We start from the raw sequence: 15,965 nt of genomic DNA on the forward strand, positions 1-15,965 counted from the left end.
CTCTCTGACAATCAGTCGCTCAGCAGCTCGGTCAGGTTATCCACGACGTACCGGGCATCCTCGAGTGTCATACTGCTGCTTATCGGGAGCGTCAGGATGCAATCCGCAACGCGCTCGGTAACGGGTAAGGCCGGCTGCTTCACGGCGCCGTACAGGCTCATGCGATGGAGCGGGTGGTAATGTATGCTCGCGCCGATATTGCGCTTGCGCAGCTCGGCCAACAGCTCGTCGCGGCCGCGGCTCATCCTCTCGGTCGGCAGGAAAACCACGAACAGGTGATGCGCGTGCGTCCACTCGGTCACGCCGCGCTGAAAACCCATGCCGATGTCCAGGGCCGACAAGCGATCGCGGTAGTACTTCGCGATCGCCAGCCTTGTTTCGTGCAACTCGGCCTGACGGCGAAGCTGGACTCGTCCGATTGCCGCCTGAAGATCGGTATAGTTCATCTTGTAGCCGAGCTCCGTCAGCTCGCTGACAAAGCGGCCGGCGGGATTCGAGAAGCGTTTCCACGCATCGGCCGGGAGACCGTGCAGGCGGAGTGAACGGAGTCGTCCCGCCGTCTCGTCGTCGCGCAACGCGATGGCACCGCCTTCGCCCGTCGAAAGATTCTTATTGGCATAGAAACTGAAGCAGGTGAGATTGCCTGATGCCCCGACGTTCCGGCCGTCCGCCAGGCGTGTCCCGAGGGCATGCGCCGCATCTTCGACGAGGCGCACGCCGTCCGGTAGGGCATCACGGATACCGTCGACGTCGGCCGCGAGCCCGCCGAAGTGCACCACGACGACCGCCTTCGTTCGTGGCGTCAACTTCGCACGGACGGTCTCGGAGGTCGCGCACAAGGTGTACGGATCGACATCACAGAAAACTGGTGTGGCTCCCAGATACAGCGCAGCGTTCGCGGTGCTGCACCACGTGAGGCTCGGGCAGATAACCTCGTCGCCTTTGTCGACGCCGCCCACGAGCAGCGACAAGAAAAGCGCGGAGGTGCAGGAGTTGACCGTCACCACGTGCCGCGCGCCGAGGAAGGCGGCCAACTCTTCCTCGAAGCTCATTGTCTCGGGTCCCATGCCGATCCATCCCGACGTAAGGACCCGCGTGACGGCCTCTATCTCCTCTCTGGAAAAGTTCGGCCTTCCGAACGGGAGAAAATCCTTCCTTATGACGGCCATGACCCGTCCAAGGGCGCCTTCTCTCGCAGGAGCCGCTGAAGGTATTGTCCATACCCGCTGTTTCGCATCGGTGCGGCCAGCTTCTCGAGCTGTTCCGGTGTAATGAAGCCCATTCGGTAAGCGACCTCCTCTGGACAGGATATCTTCAGGCCTTGCCGGGCTTCGACGGCCTCGACGAAACTCGCAGCAGCCAGCAGCGATTCGGGAGTCCCCATGTCCAACCACGCCATGCCCCGTCCGAAAAACTCGACGGAGAGGCTGGACTCCGCAAGGTACGCCTTTATCACGTCCGTGATCTCGACCTCGCCGCGCGCCGATGGCTTCGTCTGCTTGGCGATGGATACGACGTCACTGTCGAAGAAGTAGATGCCTGTGATCGCATAGTTGGACTTCGGCGCCACGGGTTTCTCTTCGATATCGATCGTCTGTCCCTTCCTGTCGAAATTGATGACCCCGTAGCGCTGCGGATCCCGGACATAGTAGCCGAAGATCGTCGCGCCCTTTTCTCGCGCCGATGCCCGCTGAAGCATGCTCGGAAGCCCCTGACCGTAGAAAATGTTGTCACCCAGTATCAGGCAGGTCGGCGATTCGCCGATGAACCGCTCGCCGATGACAAACGCCTGCGGTATTCCATCGGGGGCCGGTTGCTCCGCGTAGTCGATCGTAATACCCAACCGGGAGCCGTCACCAAGAAGCTCGCGGAAGCGCGGCAAGTCGCCTGGCGTCGAAATGAGAAGAATATCCCGTATGCCCGCGAGCATCAGCGCGCTCAACGGATAATAGATCATCGGCTTGTCGTAGACGGGCAGAAGTTGCTTGCTGATCGCCTTCGTCAAGGGATAGAGCCGCGATCCGGAGCCGCCGGCAAGAATGATTCCCTTGCGCTGACTATCGACGGTTCTCACGCTTCTTTCTTGCCCTCTCTTTCCACCGTCGTATTCTCGAATTTCGCAAGCCCCAATCGCTGCCCCGCGTAGCGCCGGGTCAGGATGTCCTGCCACCATGCCCGGTTGTCGAGGTACCAGCGCACGGTCTTCGCGAGCCCGCTCTCGAAGGTCTCGATCGGTTTCCAGCCGAGGTCGCGTCCAATTTTTTCCGCGTCTATCGCATAACGTCGGTCATGGCCGGGCCGATCGGCGACAAATTCGATCAAGGATGCGTGTGGCCGGCAGGAGGATTGAGGGAGCAACCGGTCGAGAGTCGAGCAGATCGCCTTCACGACGTCCAGGTTCGTCCGCTCGTTATTCGCTCCGATATTGTACGTTGCTCCGACTTCGCCGTTCGTGGCGACGACCCATAGCGCCCGGACGTGGTCCTCCACGTACAGCCAATCGCGCACGTTCGCGCCGGTCCCGTAGACCGGAAGCGACTTCCCGTTGAGTGCGTTGATTATGGTGAGCGGAACGAGTTTTTCCGGAAATTGATAGGGGCCGTAGTTGTTCGAGCAATTGGTGACGATGACGGGCAACCCGTAAGTGCGATACCAGGCGCGTACGAGATGGTCGGCGGCCGCCTTGCTCGCCGCATAAGGCGAATTCGGCTGGTACGCCGACGATTCCGTGAACATGCCCGTCTCGGGGAGGCTTCCGAACACCTCGTCGGTGGAGACATGATGGAAGACAAAGCCCTCCCGCTTCGCCGCGTCGAGCGATTTCCAGTATGCGAGAGCCGCTTCGAGCAGGGTGTACGTCCCGAGGATATTCGTCTGCACGAACGCCGCCGGGCCGTCGATCGAGCGGTCGACATGCGATTCGGCGGCGAGGTGAACGACCGCATCGGGCCGATACCTGCCCAGGACTTCGCGGACGGCTCGCAGATCGCCGATATCCGCCCGCTCGAATCGATACTTGGGGTGTCCAGAGACCGATTCCAGAGATCCGAGGTTGCCCGCATAGGTAAGCGCATCCAGGTTGACTACGCGTGCCTTTGTGTTCGTCAACAAGTGCCGGACTAGAGCGGATCCGATAAACCCCGCGCCCCCGGTAACGAGCACAACCTGTGGTCGACGCCTTTGCTTGGAGTCAGTGTTCAACAGGGTTTGTTGATTCTCGAGTCGAGCCGCGCGCGCTGCGAGCGGAGGCCGTGATGGCCTCAGCCCGCCGGGCGCCTGTCCGGGTGTGGAAGGGAACGGGCGAGGCGCCGTGTTTGGCCTGCTCCGCCTTTGTGTCGGAACTGCGCGTCAACGTTTACTGCTTCAGCAGCGCCTGTTTCTGCCGAACCACCAGCACGAACTCGAAAATCAGTACGGCCAGGATCCCGGCGGCGAGACCCGCTACTAAACCGATGAATGCGTACAACGACGGTCGGCTCCCTGCCGTTGTCGACGGCAACGATGGATCTCTGATAGCGCGTGTCGGCTTTGATTCGCCTTCCGCGATTTCCGCTCTTATCCTTATACGCTGTTGCTCCAATTCGGCCTGCTGTTCTATCAATCGATTTTTATCGAGGGACAGGGTCATTGCCCCGGTTGCCATTCCCTTTCGCATCGCTTGCTGCACGCGCCGCTCGAGCGCCTGCACGTCCGACCTGAAACGATCGATCTGCTTTTCCAGCAAGTCAATCTGCATACGTGATGCCAGAAGCGCTTGCTCCCTCAGCGCTTCATGCTCCGTAAACAGCCGCCCCAACACTGACTGTAAAAAGTCGCGTGCCCGTTCCGGTTCCGGTCCAGCGGCGGTGAGGATGATGAAGTTTTTCGCTTGCTTGCTGATTCGCACGTCGGACAGGAAAGGGGGATTAACCGAGCCATCACTGCGTTCCCCGACGCGATAGACCTCCCTTAGTCGCTCCACTACGGATTCCGTTGGCTCGAAAAACGGTCGATTGAATCCAAGTTGACCTATTTCCACTACAGCGCGGCTTTCGTAGAACGTGGGCTGCGTAAAACCGACGACTATGCCGATGGCGAGACCTGTCCCGACAGTTACCAAAAAAATCCACTTCCGCCGCAAGATAAGGAGACAAAAATCCGCGAGACGTGGTTCGCCGGAAACCCGATAGCTTTCGCGCGCGTACCAGTACTTCTGAAGTTCCTGGCTGGGTGCATCCATTGCAATCCCTCGAGTATCAGTATCGAAGCTGTCCACTGAAACCCGAATACTAAAGCAGTTCCGGTCGAAAAAAGGGCCACGTATGACGGGGTCTCTTTCAGCGAGAGTGGCGATTGTATCGATCCTCGAATCTCAGGATGTCGTCCTCGCCCAGATAGCTGCCGGACTGTACCTCCACAATCTCCAGCCCAATTGTGCCGGGATTCTCGAGTCGGTGTCGGGCCCCGATCGGAATGTAAGTCGATTCGTTCTCCGTCAGCAGGAAGACGTCATCGTTGCGCGTCACCCGCGCCGTCCCCTTCACGACGACCCAATGCTCGGCGCGATGATGATGCATCTGGAGCGAGATAGCGGCGCCGGGATTGAGCATCAGCCGCTTCACCTGGAAGCGCTGGCCGTTGTCCAGCCCCTCGTACCAGCCCCACGGGCGGTAGACGCGCCGGTGCATGAGATGCTCGCTGCGGTTGCCCGCCTTCAGGGCGTTGACGATTTCCTTTACGTCCTGGGCGCGATCCTTCCTGGCGACCAGCACCGCGTCCGGTGTTTCGATGACGATGACGTCGTCCAGCCCCACGGCGGCGACGAGACGATGCTGCGCAACGATCAGCGAGTCCCGGGTACCGTGCGCCAGCACATCGCCTTGCAGCACGTTGCCGGACGCGTCGTGCTCCGAGATCTGCCAGAGCGACGACCAGGCGCCGATGTCCGACCAGCCGGCGTCGAGCGGCACCATGGCCGCGCGGTCCGTCTTCTCCATCACCGCGTAATCGATCGAGTCGGTTCGGCACGCGAGGAAAGCTTCCCTGGCAACGCGATAAAAATCGCCGTCTTTCGCGCCGTCGCCGTATGCGGTGCGGCACGCGGCCAGGATGTCGGGACAGCGACGCTCCATCTCGTCCAGCCAGTGTCCTACCTTCATGAGGAACATCCCGCTGTTCCAAAAATACTCGCCGGATTCGACGTATCGCGTCGCCGTCGCCGCGTCCGGCTTCTCGACGAACGCGTCGACGCGGTGGCCCTCTCCCTTCCGGATGTAGCCATAGCCCGTCTCGGGCGCCGTCGGCACGATGCCGAATGTCACGAGATAACCCTCGTCGGCCAGGGAGGCCGCGGTACCGATCGCTCGCTGGAAGGCGGCGACGTCCCTCAGCAGATGGTCCGCCGGCATAAGGAGCATCAGGGCATTCTCGTCGACGCGCGCAAGCGCGAGCGCCGCTAGCGTCGCGGCCGGGCAGGTGTTCCGGCCGACCGGTTCGAGAATGATGTCGAGCGGCGCGCGCGCCAGCTGCCGCACCTGCTCGGCGACCAGGAAGCGGTGCTCCTCGTTGCAGACAAACAGCGGCTCGGCCGCGCCCGGCAGGCCGCGCAGCCGATTGACGGTCTGCTGCAGCAGCGTCCCGTCGCCCGACAGGCGAAGCAGCTGCTTCGGGAAATGTTCGCGCGAGAGCGGCCAGAGCCGGGTGCCGGACCCGCCCGAAAGAATCACCGGGTAAATGCGTGCGTTTGCGCCTTGCGTCACGGCGATCAGGATACGCGGTAGTATTCCTTATACCAATCCACGAAACGGCGGATACCGACCTCGACCGGTGTCGCCGGCCGAAATCCGACGGCCGTCTCCAGCGCTTCGGTGTTGGCGTAGGTCGCCGGCACGTCTCCATCCTGCATGGGCAGCAGATCCATTTCCGCCTTCCTGCCGAGGCAGTCCTCGAGGACCCGAATGTAGCGCATCAGCTCGACGGGGTTGTTGTTCCCGATGTTGTACACCTTGTAGGGCGCATAGCTCGTCGCTGGATCCGGCGACTTGCCGGTCCATTGCGGATTCGGGCGCGCCGGCTGGTCGATGACCCGGATGACGCCCTCCACGATATCGTCGACGTAAGTGAAGTCCCGGATCATCTGTCCGCGGTTGAACACCGGAATCGGCTTGCCTTCGAGGATGCCGCGAGTGAACTTGAAGAGCGCCATGTCCGGGCGCCCCCACGGACCGTAAACCGTGAAGAACCGCAGGCCGGTCACCGGCAGGCCGTAGAGATGGGCATACGTGTGCGCCATCAGCTCGTTCGCCTTCTTCGTCGCGGCGTAGAGCGAGACCGGATGATCGACGTTGTCGTGCTCCGAGAACGGCAGCTTGGTGTTTGCCCCGTAAACGGAACTCGACGAGGCGAAGACCAGGTGGCCGACCTTGCTGTGGCGGCTGCCTTCCAGGATGTTGCCGAATCCGACGACGTTCGCATCGATGTAGGCGTGAGGGTTCTCGATCGAGTACCGCACGCCGGCCTGGGCGGCCAAATGCATCACCGCGTCGAAACGGTTCTCGGCAAAGAGCCGGCGCATTCCGTCCCGGTCGACGATGTCCAGCTTCTCGAAGGTGAAGCCTTTTTGGGCCTGACACCGCGCGAGCCGCGCCTCCTTGAGCGACACTTCATAGTAGTCGTTGAGGTTGTCGATCCCGTACACGGTGTCACCGCGGGCGAGAAGCCTCAGCGCGAGCGTCGAACCGATGAAACCGGCCGCCCCGGTTATTAGGATGTTCATGCGTCGTCTCCGGTCTTTATCTGTCGATGGGCGCGGCTCCGGGATCCCGCCCGGGCACGCTACCGCCATGCAGAACAGCGTTCCGCACGATCACAACTCGGGGCGGTCCGCCGCCTCCCCGCCCGGGCGCTCCCGACTACAACCGCAGGATGTCGGGAACCTTTACTCCGTTATTGCCGAACGTCTGCAACAGCTGCTCGTAAACGCCGCGATCCGCCTGCGTATCGGTCAGCAGGCATACATCGAACGGCAGCGCTTCCGAAAGATTTCGCCACACCGGTTTGCCGAGGAACCGCCGTCGCTCGGTACGCGGATCGAAGACGCCCACGATGTCGATGTCCATTTCCAGCGCCCGCAGGGCCGCCACCTCCGCCAGGTCCGAGACGCCGCAGAGCAGTACCCGCTGCTGACCCCGCGCCTCGCACTCCTTCAAGGCGCGCGCACAGGATTCACCGGCGCTCCGGTAAAAGGCGAAGGACGCGGCGAGATACTTCGCCGTCAAACGGCTCTTTTCGGAAAACCCCTTCGGCGTCAGGTAATACAGGTAGCGGTTGGCGGGTGCCTCGCTGATCTTGATGAGGCCCTTGCGGATGCAACGTTTCAGATACGAGTTGGCGAGCCCGAGCGCGACCCCCATTTGCCGCGCGAGGTGACGCTGCGTCACGTCGCTGCGCCGCTCGACCGCCTGAAGAAGCTCGAGCACGCGCTCCTCGTCTCTTTGCGGGGTGGTGTTCATTCAATGAACACTATAGGCAGCGCCGGAGGGCCCCGCAAGGATTCAGCGCGCGGGTTCTATGGCGGCGAGCTCGACGACGGTGCGCGTGTACCGGCCGAGGACCTCGAGCAGGACCTGCACGCGGTCGCGGCCGGTTGTCGCCTGGAAGACGGCTTCATAGCCGGCAAGGCTGCCCGACGTGATGCGCACCCGGGCGCCCGCCTCGTAACGCTCGGCCGGCAGCACCTGCACCCCCTCCTCGTCCTCTCGCCGCCGCAGATTCTCGATCAGGTCGTCCGGGACGGCGGCCGGACGCTGGCCGAAGCGCACCACGGACACGACCCCGAGGGTGGACCGGATCGGCGCCCAGTTGTCGGTTTCCGTGTCGAGATGGACGAACAGGTACCGGGGAAACATGGGGGAGATGATCGAGACGCGCCGGCCCAGGCGTCTGCGTGGCTGACGGACCAGCGGCAGGTATGCGGTATAGCCCTGCCGTTCCAGGTTGACCCGCGCCGTCGCCTCTCCGCGGGGCTTGGTGTACACCAGGTACCAACGTGCCCGACCCGCCGCTGCCCCCGCGCGCGATTCCTTTCTCAAGAACCCGTCCCGCCGGCAGACAATTCCTGCCTGATTTCGTCCGGCGTCGCGGTCGCGGCGCCCAGTTTCCCGACCACTATTCCGGCCGCGATGCTCGCGAGGCGCAGCGCCTCCTCGACCGGTCCGCCGACCGCGTAGGTGCATGCGACGGCGGCGATGACGCTGTCGCCGGCGCCCGTCACGTCGAACACCTCGCGCACGCGCGCGGGAACGTGAAGCACCCGCCCGTCGCGCTCGACGAGGGTCATCCCTTCCTCCCCGCGGGTGATGAGGAGTCCGTCGAGTTCGAGCGCGGCGACCGTTGCCGCGGCCCGACGCTCGAGATCGAGATCGTCCCGCGCTCGCCCCGCGATCTGCTCGAATTCCTTGCGGTTCGGCGTGACCAGCGTCGCGCGCCGGTAGATGCTGTAGTCGTCTCCCTTTGGATCGACGATCACCGGCAGCCCCGCATCCCGCGCGGCACCGACCATCTCCCGCACGTAGCCGAGCCCGCCCTTGCCGTAGTCGGAGACGATCACGACATCGAATTGGCTGAGATGCTCGAGGTAGTAATCGAGCAATCGGACCCGTGCATCCTTGCTGGGTGGCGATTCGAAATCGATCCTCAGCAGCTGCTGGTTGCGCGAGATCACGCGCAGCTTCACGATCGTATTGATCAGCTTGTCGCGGTACAGGCGGTAGCCGATATCCGCCTTGTCGAGCAGCTGCTCCAGTTTGTCCGCTTCGCGGTCATCCCCGGTTATCGAGAGCAATGTGCACCGTGCGCCAAGGTCGCGCACGTTGCGCGCCACGTTCGCCGCACCGCCCGGACGCTCGTCGCATCGTCCGACCGTGACCACCGGCACCGGCGCTTCCGGAGAGATCCGTTCCACGCCGCCGTGCCAGTATCGGTCCAACATGGCGTCGCCGACCACCAGTACCCGGGCGCGTGTGAGCGCGTTGAGCAGATCAGGAAGCATTGTCTGTCTGTGGTTGTCGGATCCGCGGGGCGAATCGATGAGGGGCGGTGAATTCGCACGCTATTATCAGAGCTTTCTCCGCGGCTGTCACGGCGACGACAAAAAAAGGGGCGCCCGGAGGCGCCCCTTTCGGTTACCGGCGGTCTACTTCTTACCGCCCAGGCTCAGGTTGGCGCGATTTCGTTCCACCGTCTTGGTGCCGACGCCCTTCACCTTCTCCAGGTCCTCGATTCTCTTGAACGGCCCGTTCTTGGTCCGGTACGCCACGATCGCTTCCGCGGTCTTGCTGCCCACCCCGTCCAGCCTGGCGGCCAGGGTCTTGGCGTCGGCGGTGTTCACATCGACGGGTTCGGCAAAGACGATCGGAGACAGGACGGAAAGAAAGAGGGAGAAAACGAGAACAGACAGCTTTTTCATCGAAACGCTCCTTGTCGTTTTTTGGTGGGATTGCTTTGTTGCTCCCCCTAATTCGCGGGGGAAAGGCCATGATAAGAACGCGGCGATGAAAGTCAACCCGCTGTCGCGATTTCCCGAAGGATGGCGTCGAGCGCCGCCCGGGGGTTGGGCGACGAAGTAATCGGCCTCCCGACCACGAGCATGTCGGCGCCGCCCGCAATGGCTTCCGCCGGCGTGAGCACGCGCCGCTGATCCCCGACCGGGCTACCGCCCGGCCGCACGCCCGGAGTAACGAGCAAGAAGCCGGCGCCGAAGCGCGAGCGCATCGTATGCGCCTCGGTGGGGGCGCACACCACCCCGTCCAGCCCGCATTCCTTCGCCAGGCCGGCGAGGGCGGCGACGCGGCCTTCGATATCGCCGGCGAGGCCGATCTCGGCGATCTCCGCAGCGGTATGGCTGGTCAGCACCGTGACTCCCACGAGGAGCGGGCGCCCGGCCGGTCCCAATGCATCCCGAGCCGCTTTCAGCATGGCCCGGCCGCCCAGACAGTGCACCGTGAGCATCCAGACCCCGAGGTCGGCCGCCCGCCGACATGCGGCGGCCACGGTGTTGGGTATGTCGTGAAACTTGAGGTCGAGGAAGACGTCGAATCCGCGTCGCACGAGCGACTCCACGAACCCGGGGCCGGCCGCGGAAAAGAGCTCGAGGCCCACCTTCAGCCGGCAGTGTTCGGGAGTCACGCGATCGACCAGCGCCAGCGCCTCCCGGGAAGACGGATAGTCGAGCGCGACCGCGATCGGTGGCCCCTCCATTACTCCTCCAGCACCGGCTTGATCGTGTTCCATCTGCTGCAACCGGGACACAGCCAATGAAGTTGTCGGCCCTTGAAGCCGCACTGCTGGCAGAAGTAGCCCTGGTGCTGTTGCCGAAGCTCGTCGATGATGCCCTTCAGGAGCAGCAGGTCCTTCCTGGCGGTCCCGTCCGCCTGCTCGAGGTTGTACTCGATCAGCTGATGGAGTCCGTGGACGTTCGGCCTGCGCCGCAGCCACTCGACGACGAACTTTTCGGCCGCCTTCACGCCGTCGCGCTGCTTGATGATGTCGGCGAAGGTCACGGTCAGGGAGACCGCGCCGTGCCGTCGGAGGGCGGCGCTGAAGAACTCATACAGGCCCTCCTCGTCCTTTGCCTTGCGATACGCCTCGGCGATTCGCCCGGCCACTTCCCCGAAATAGCTGGCGTCCTGATCCTCGACGGCGCGCCATGCCTTGATCGCTTCCCGCGGCCGACCCTCGTCCGCCTCCATGTCACCGAGAAGGATGCTGGCCCGCACGCAGGCGGGATCGGCGGCCAGCGCCTGCCTCAGGAAGTCGCGCGAAGCCGGGAAGTTGCGCTTGTGATACGCATGTTCGGCGAGCTCGCAGTAATACTGCGCGACGACGTCGTCCATGGGCTTCCCCGACACGCGGGCGAGCCGCCGGCTTGTCTGGATCGCCTTTTCCCATTCCTTCTCCTGCTGGTAGATGCTGAGCAGCAGTCGCAATGCCTGCTCGCTGTGCGCCCGGACCTCCGCGAGCTCGAGGAAGAGGTTCTCGGCCCGGTCGAACAACCCGGCCTTGAAGTAGTCCTGCCCGAGCTCGAGCAGCGCGTACGTGCGCTGCTCCTTGTCGAGCGTCGGCCGCGCGATCAGGTTCTGGTGAATGCGTATGGCGCGTTCCACCTCGCCGCGCCGCCTGAAGAGATTGCCGAGGGCCAGGTGCGTCTCGACGGTCTCCGAATTGACCTCGAGCACCTGGATGAAGATCTCGATAGCCTTGTCCGGCTGCTCGTTGAGGAGGAAGTTGAGACCCTTGAAGTACGCCGAAGGCAGGTCAAACGATTTGGCGGCCTGGCGTCGGGCCTCGAAGCGCGCGGCCCACCAGCCCGACGCCGCGGCGAGCGGCAGCAGCAGCCAGAGAAGGCCCTCGGCGCTAAATGACATCTTTGATGGGCAGCGCGCGCAGGTTCTGCACTTCCTGCTCCACCTGCCGCAGCTCCTTGCGCGCCTGCACGAGACTGCGCTGCATGCCGATAACCATGCGCAGGCTGGCCAGGTAGCCGATCAGGACACCGAGCGCGAGTACGGCGAGGAGCGCGATCGAAAGCGGCCCGGTCCATTCGAGGCCGAAGTAGTAGCCGACGTCGACGGTCTGGCGGTTCTGCAGCGCGAAGGTGACGCCGAAAAGCAGGGTGACGGCGATAATGACGACGTAGAGAATGCGCTTCATGACCTCCTCCGCTTGGGCGCCCGGTCCGCCCGTCTCTGCGGCCGGATTGTAGCCATAAAAAAACGGCATTGGGCGAGCCGAATGCCGTTTTTTTCTCTCCGTGCCCGGCGGACCGGCGACCGGAGCAGCTCTAGCGTGCGGCCTGGTCGACCCGTTCCCGCAGTTCCTTGCCCGGCTTGAAGTGGGGGACGAACTTGTCCGGTACGTGCACCGCGGCCCCGGTCTTGGGGTTGCGCCCGATGCGCGGCGGACGGTAGTGGAGCGAAAAGCTGCCGAAGCCCCGGACTTCGATGCGCTCTCCCGTCGAGAGCGCCGCGGACATCTGCTCCAGCAACTCCTTCACGGCGAGCTCGACGTCGCGCGGCTGCAGCTGCGGCTGCGCGGCGGCGAGGGCGTTGATGAGCTCGGATTTCGTCATCTTCCCCTACCTATAGAAAACGCCGTCATCGTTTGCAAGAACGCTCAGGCGTCCGAGTCCTGGGTCCCGAGCTTTTCCTTAAGCTTGTCGGCAAGGGTCGACGTGCCGGTGGCGGCGCGACGGGTGTACTCCTGGACTGCCTCGCTCTCCTCCTCGAGATCCTTCGCCCGGACCGACAGCGAGATCTTGCGATTCTTGCGGTCGATCGTGGTGATCTTCGCCTCGACGGTATCCCCTTCCTTCAGGAGGGAACGCGCGTCTTCGATGCGCTCGCGGGAGAGCTCCGATGCGCGCAGGTACCCTTCGATATCGTCCCCCAGCTTCACCACCGCTCCCTTCGCCTCGACGCTTGTCACCGTGCCCTTCACCACGGCACCCTTGCCGTGCGCGGCCACGTACGAGGAGAACGGATCGCCCTCGAGCTGCTTGATGCCGAGTGAGATGCGCTCGCGCTCCGGGTCGATCGCGAGAATGACGGCCTCGACCTCGTCGCCCTTCTTGTAGTCGCGCACCGCTTCTTCGCCCGGCCGCGCCCAGGAAAGGTCGGACAGGTGAATGAGGCCGTCGATGCCCCCCTCGAGACCGACAAAGATGCCGAAGTCGGTGATGGACTTGATCTTGCCGGCGATCTTCTCGTTCTTCTGGTGGTTGGCCGCGAATTCTTCCCACGGATTCGGCATGCACTGCTTCATGCCGAGCGAGATGCGGCGGCGCTCGGTGTCGATGTCGAGCACCATGACCTCGACCTCGTCCCCGACCTGTACGACTTTGGTCGGATGGATGTTCTTGTTGGTCCAGTCCATCTCGGAAACGTGCACCAGTCCCTCGACGCCCGGCTCCAGCTCGACGAACGCGCCGTAGTCGGTGATGTTCGTGACCTTGCCGAAGAGACGGGCGCCCTCGGGGTAACGGCGGCTGATGTCGACCCACGGATCGTCGCCGAGCTGCTTCAGGCCCAGGCTGACGCGATTGCGCTCGCGGTCGTAGCGCAGCACCTTGGCTTCGATCTCGTCCCCGATCTTCAGTACTTCGGACGGGTGCTTGACGCGCTTCCACGCGAGGTCGGTGATGTGCAGCAGGCCGTCGATGCCGCCCAGGTCGACGAACGCGCCGTAATCGGTGAGGTTCTTGACCACGCCCTTGACGATCTGGCCTTCCTCGAGGTTCGCGAGCAGCGCCTGGCGCTCCGCGGACAGCTCCTTCTCGACCACCGCGCGGCGGGACACGACGACGTTCGAGCGCTTGCGGTCGATCTTGATGACCTTGAATTCGAGTTCCTTGCCTTCGAGGTACGAGGGATCGCGCACCGGACGGACGTCGACGAGCGAGCTCGGCAGGAAGGCGCGCACACCGTTGATGGCGACCGTGTAGCCGCCCTTCACCTTGCCGGTCAGCACGCCGGTGACGATCGACTGGTCCTCGAAGGCCTTCTCGAGCTCTTCCCAGGCCTTCACGCGCTGCGCCTTCTCGCGCGAGAGCAGGGTCTCGCCCCGGCCGTCCTCGATCGCCTCGACCACCACCTCGACGTGATCGCCCACCCGCACGGTGAGCTCGCCGCGGTTGTCCTTGAACTGGATCGCGGGGATCATGCCCTCCGACTTGAGGCCGGCATTGACGATGACGATGTCGTCGTCGACGTGCACCACCTCGCCGGTAATGAGCTGACCCGCCTGAAGGTGAAGCTTGTTCAGGCTCTCTTCAAACAGTTGCGCAAAACTTTCAGCCATAACTCTCCGTCAACAGAACTGGTGTCCCGGTCGGCGCGACGTCCACCCGACGGGCGGAAGCACATCGCGGCGACGGGTGCTGTGCCCTACCGCCGTTCGTGAAGCAGGCCCTCGATGCGATCGACTACCTCGGAGATGCTCAGATCGGAGGTATCCAGTACCTGGGCGTCCGCAGCGGGTCTGAGCGGCGATACCGCACGTGCGGCGTCGCGCGCATCGCGCTCCCGAATCTCCTCAAGGAGGCGCGCAAGGTTAACATCGAACCCCTTTTCCTTCAACTGTTTATACCTGCGCTCCGCCCGCTGCTCGGCGCTCGCAGTGACGAACACCTTTAATAAGGCATCGGGGAAAACGGTCGTTCCCATGTCCCGGCCATCGGCCACGAGGCCCGGGGGCCGGCGGAAAGCCCGCTGCTTCTCCAGCAACGCCTGCCGGACCTCCGGGACCGCTGCCACCCGGGATGCCCGGTCGCCCGCCTCCTCGGTCCGAAGGCGGTCCCCCACGTCGACCCCGTTCAGTACGACCCGGGGCGTGCCTGCCGGATTCACCCCAAAGTCGACGTGCATCTCCTGTGCCAGCCGGGCGAGCTGGGGGCCGTCGTCCAGACGCACTGCCGTTTCGTGCGCCAACAGGCCAACAAGACGATACAGCGCGCCGCTGTCGAGGAAATACCAGCCGAGTCGGGCCGCGAGTACCTGACCCACGGTTCCCTTCCCCGATCCGCTCGGACCGTCGAGGGTCACGACGGGGGCGGAGGCCCGGGGATCCGTATTGTCCGTCATGCGGCGTCCGTTACCGCCCGCCGCGTATCGTGATCCCCAGTCCGGCCCGACGCGCCAGTTCCACGAACCCGGGGAACGAGGTATCGACATTCTTGCAGTCGCGGATGGTGATCGGGCCCTGCGATCGCAGCCCGGCCATGGCGAAGGCCATCGCGATGCGGTGATCGCCCAGGCTTTCGACCGTACCCGACCGGAAGGCGCCGCCTCCGCGCACGATCATGCCGTCGGGTGTCTCGCGGGCGTCGATCCCGAGGGCCCGCAGTCCCGCCGCCGTCGCGGCGATACGGTCGCTCTCCTTGACCCGCAGTTCCTCGGCCCCGGAAAGGACGGTTTCCCCCTCGGCGCAGGCCGCCGCGACGAGCAGCGCGGGGAACTCGTCGATCGCGAGCGGAACCTGCTCCGGCGGGATTCGGATGCCGCGCAGCCGACTGGCGCGCACGCGCAGATCGGCGACCGGTTCACCGCCGGACTCACGGGCATTTTCGATGCCGATATCCGCTCCCATGAGCCCGAGGATGGTGAGCACGCCGACCCGCGTCGGATTCATGCCCACGTGCTCGAGGACGATATCCGCGCCCGGAGCGATCGAGGCGCCCACGAGAAAGAAGGCCGCCGAGGAGATGTCGGCCGGAACGTCGATCCGGCAGGCTTTCAGACGCCCCCCGCCGCTCAGGCGCACCGTCGAACCGCTCACTTCGACGGCATAACCGAAGCCCCGGAGCATCCGTTCGGTGTGATCGCGCGTGGGCGCAGGCTCGGTGACGGCCGTCTCGCCTTTCGCGTAGAGGCCGGCGAGCAGCAACGCGGACTTCACCTGCGCGCTGGGGACCGGCAGCGCGTAACGGATGGCCGACAGCGCCCGCCCGCCGGAGATGCGCAGCGGGGGGCGGCCGCCCTCTTCCGTCCGGATCTCCGCGCCCATCCGGTTCAACGGCTCGGCCACGCGCTTCATCGGTCGCTTGCTGAGGGAAGGATCGCCGACCAGCTCCGAATCGAAGGCCTGGCCGGCGAGAATCCCGGCCATGAGGCGCATCGCGGTGCCGGAATTGCCCATGTCGAGCGGCGCGGCCGGCGCCTTGAGTCCGTGCAGACCCACCCCTTCGATCTCGACGTGCCCCGCGCGCGGACCGTCCACCCGGACGCCCATGGCGCGAAAGGCGTTCACCGTACGCAGGACGTCCTCGCCCTCGAGGAGCCCCTCGGCGGCGGTCCGCCCTTCCGCGAGCGCCCCGAGCATCACGCTGCGGTGCGAGATCGATTTGTCGCCGGGGACGCGCAGGCGCCCGACGAGCGCGCCGCCGGGTTGCACGAGGAAGTCGATGCGTGAATCGGACATGGGTGATATGCAGT

17 protein-coding genes are annotated in these 15,965 nt (G+C 64.2%); all 17 read right to left on the bottom strand.

Annotated features, from left to right (window positions below; translation table 11 throughout):
* Positions 1-11 precede the first annotated feature (11 nt).
* The gene (locus SVA_RS10075) at positions 12-1,169 is read right to left on the bottom strand and encodes a DegT/DnrJ/EryC1/StrS family aminotransferase (RefSeq protein ID WP_096461095.1); all 1,158 of its coding nucleotides are present in this window, start codon (positions 1,167-1,169) and stop codon (positions 12-14) included.
* A complete protein-coding gene (gene rfbA, locus SVA_RS10080; protein WP_231971774.1) occupies positions 1,157-2,074 on the bottom strand; it encodes a glucose-1-phosphate thymidylyltransferase RfbA in 918 nt (305 codons plus the stop codon). Before rfbA ends, SVA_RS10075 begins: the two co-directional genes overlap by 13 nt.
* Positions 2,071-3,201 (bottom strand): dTDP-glucose 4,6-dehydratase, encoded by a 1,131-nt coding sequence (rfbB, locus tag SVA_RS10085; protein ID WP_096461097.1) that lies wholly within the window; start codon positions 3,199-3,201, stop codon positions 2,071-2,073. The genes rfbA and rfbB overlap by 4 nt, the downstream gene beginning before the upstream one ends.
* A 154-nt stretch (positions 3,202-3,355) precedes the next feature.
* Positions 3,356-4,219 (bottom strand): GumC domain-containing protein, encoded by an 864-nt coding sequence (locus SVA_RS10090; RefSeq protein ID WP_096461098.1) that lies wholly within the window; start codon positions 4,217-4,219, stop codon positions 3,356-3,358.
* A gap of 97 nt (positions 4,220-4,316) precedes the next feature.
* A complete protein-coding gene (locus SVA_RS10095; RefSeq protein ID WP_197703158.1) occupies positions 4,317-5,738 on the bottom strand; it encodes a mannose-1-phosphate guanylyltransferase/mannose-6-phosphate isomerase in 1,422 nt (473 codons plus the stop codon).
* 5 nt (positions 5,739-5,743) lie between these two features.
* Positions 5,744-6,754, bottom strand: a complete 1,011-nt coding sequence (locus tag SVA_RS10100; RefSeq protein ID WP_096461099.1) for an NAD-dependent epimerase — start codon at positions 6,752-6,754, stop codon at positions 5,744-5,746.
* A gap of 136 nt (positions 6,755-6,890) precedes the next feature.
* Complete coding sequence (locus tag SVA_RS10105) at positions 6,891-7,490, bottom strand: winged helix-turn-helix transcriptional regulator (protein WP_096461100.1); 600 nt, start codon at positions 7,488-7,490, stop codon at positions 6,891-6,893.
* Between the two features lie 42 nt (positions 7,491-7,532).
* Positions 7,533-8,015: a transcription/translation regulatory transformer protein RfaH gene (gene rfaH, locus SVA_RS10110; protein WP_197703159.1), complete on the bottom strand. Its 483-nt coding sequence runs from the start codon at positions 8,013-8,015 to the stop codon at positions 7,533-7,535.
* A 50-nt stretch (positions 8,016-8,065) separates the two neighbouring features.
* Complete coding sequence (rfaE1, locus tag SVA_RS10115; protein WP_096461102.1) at positions 8,066-9,028, bottom strand: D-glycero-beta-D-manno-heptose-7-phosphate kinase; 963 nt, start codon at positions 9,026-9,028, stop codon at positions 8,066-8,068.
* A gap of 144 nt (positions 9,029-9,172) precedes the next feature.
* A complete protein-coding gene (locus SVA_RS10120) occupies positions 9,173-9,445 on the bottom strand; it encodes a ComEA family DNA-binding protein (protein WP_096461103.1) in 273 nt (90 codons plus the stop codon).
* 92 nt (positions 9,446-9,537) lie between these two features.
* Positions 9,538-10,236: an orotidine-5'-phosphate decarboxylase gene (gene pyrF / locus SVA_RS10125; protein WP_096461104.1), complete on the bottom strand. Its 699-nt coding sequence runs from the start codon at positions 10,234-10,236 to the stop codon at positions 9,538-9,540.
* Complete coding sequence (lapB, locus tag SVA_RS10130) at positions 10,236-11,402, bottom strand: lipopolysaccharide assembly protein LapB (protein WP_096461105.1); 1,167 nt, start codon at positions 11,400-11,402, stop codon at positions 10,236-10,238. Before lapB ends, pyrF begins: the two co-directional genes overlap by 1 nt.
* Positions 11,392-11,688 carry a LapA family protein gene (locus tag SVA_RS10135; RefSeq protein WP_169924053.1) on the bottom strand — a complete coding sequence of 99 codons (297 nt, stop codon included), beginning with the start codon at positions 11,686-11,688 and terminating at the stop codon, positions 11,392-11,394. Before SVA_RS10135 ends, lapB begins: the two co-directional genes overlap by 11 nt.
* 130 nt (positions 11,689-11,818) lie before the next feature.
* Complete coding sequence (locus SVA_RS10140; protein ID WP_096461107.1) at positions 11,819-12,106, bottom strand: integration host factor subunit beta; 288 nt, start codon at positions 12,104-12,106, stop codon at positions 11,819-11,821.
* A 44-nt stretch (positions 12,107-12,150) separates the two neighbouring features.
* Positions 12,151-13,833 (bottom strand): 30S ribosomal protein S1, encoded by a 1,683-nt coding sequence (gene rpsA, locus SVA_RS10145; RefSeq protein WP_096461108.1) that lies wholly within the window; start codon positions 13,831-13,833, stop codon positions 12,151-12,153.
* Positions 13,834-13,919: 86 nt separating this feature from the next.
* Positions 13,920-14,615 carry a (d)CMP kinase gene (cmk, locus tag SVA_RS10150; protein ID WP_096461109.1) on the bottom strand — a complete coding sequence of 232 codons (696 nt, stop codon included), beginning with the start codon at positions 14,613-14,615 and terminating at the stop codon, positions 13,920-13,922.
* Between the two features lie 10 nt (positions 14,616-14,625).
* Positions 14,626-15,951: a 3-phosphoshikimate 1-carboxyvinyltransferase gene (gene aroA / locus SVA_RS10155; protein ID WP_096461110.1), complete on the bottom strand. Its 1,326-nt coding sequence runs from the start codon at positions 15,949-15,951 to the stop codon at positions 14,626-14,628.
* Between the last annotated feature and the right edge of the window lie 14 nt (positions 15,952-15,965).

The sequence above is a fragment of the Sulfurifustis variabilis genome, assembly GCF_002355415.1.
Lineage (GTDB): Bacteria > Pseudomonadota > Gammaproteobacteria > Acidiferrobacterales > Sulfurifustaceae > Sulfurifustis > Sulfurifustis variabilis.

What these genes read in the sequence shown, in the direction of transcription:
- rfaE1 (WP_096461102.1), bottom strand. Translation starts at nt 9,028, where the DNA reads ATGCTTCCTGATCTGCTCAACGCGCTCACACGCGCCCGGGTACTGGTG.
- SVA_RS10075 (WP_096461095.1), bottom strand. Translation starts at nt 1,169, where the DNA reads ATGGCCGTCATAAGGAAGGATTTTCTCCCGTTCGGAAGGCCGAACTTT.
- SVA_RS10120 (WP_096461103.1), bottom strand. Translation starts at nt 9,445, where the DNA reads ATGAAAAAGCTGTCTGTTCTCGTTTTCTCCCTCTTTCTTTCCGTCCTG.
- SVA_RS10140 (WP_096461107.1), bottom strand. Translation starts at nt 12,106, where the DNA reads ATGACGAAATCCGAGCTCATCAACGCCCTCGCCGCCGCGCAGCCGCAG.
- cmk (WP_096461109.1), bottom strand. Translation starts at nt 14,615, where the DNA reads ATGACGGACAATACGGATCCCCGGGCCTCCGCCCCCGTCGTGACCCTC.
- rpsA (WP_096461108.1), bottom strand. Translation starts at nt 13,833, where the DNA reads ATGGCTGAAAGTTTTGCGCAACTGTTTGAAGAGAGCCTGAACAAGCTT.
- lapB (WP_096461105.1), bottom strand. Translation starts at nt 11,402, where the DNA reads ATGTCATTTAGCGCCGAGGGCCTTCTCTGGCTGCTGCTGCCGCTCGCC.
- SVA_RS10100 (WP_096461099.1), bottom strand. Translation starts at nt 6,754, where the DNA reads ATGAACATCCTAATAACCGGGGCGGCCGGTTTCATCGGTTCGACGCTC.
- pyrF (WP_096461104.1), bottom strand. Translation starts at nt 10,236, where the DNA reads ATGGAGGGGCCACCGATCGCGGTCGCGCTCGACTATCCGTCTTCCCGG.
- aroA (WP_096461110.1), bottom strand. Translation starts at nt 15,951, where the DNA reads ATGTCCGATTCACGCATCGACTTCCTCGTGCAACCCGGCGGCGCGCTC.
- SVA_RS10090 (WP_096461098.1), bottom strand. Translation starts at nt 4,219, where the DNA reads ATGGATGCACCCAGCCAGGAACTTCAGAAGTACTGGTACGCGCGCGAA.
- SVA_RS10105 (WP_096461100.1), bottom strand. Translation starts at nt 7,490, where the DNA reads ATGAACACCACCCCGCAAAGAGACGAGGAGCGCGTGCTCGAGCTTCTT.
- SVA_RS10135 (WP_169924053.1), bottom strand. Translation starts at nt 11,688, where the DNA reads ATGAAGCGCATTCTCTACGTCGTCATTATCGCCGTCACCCTGCTTTTC.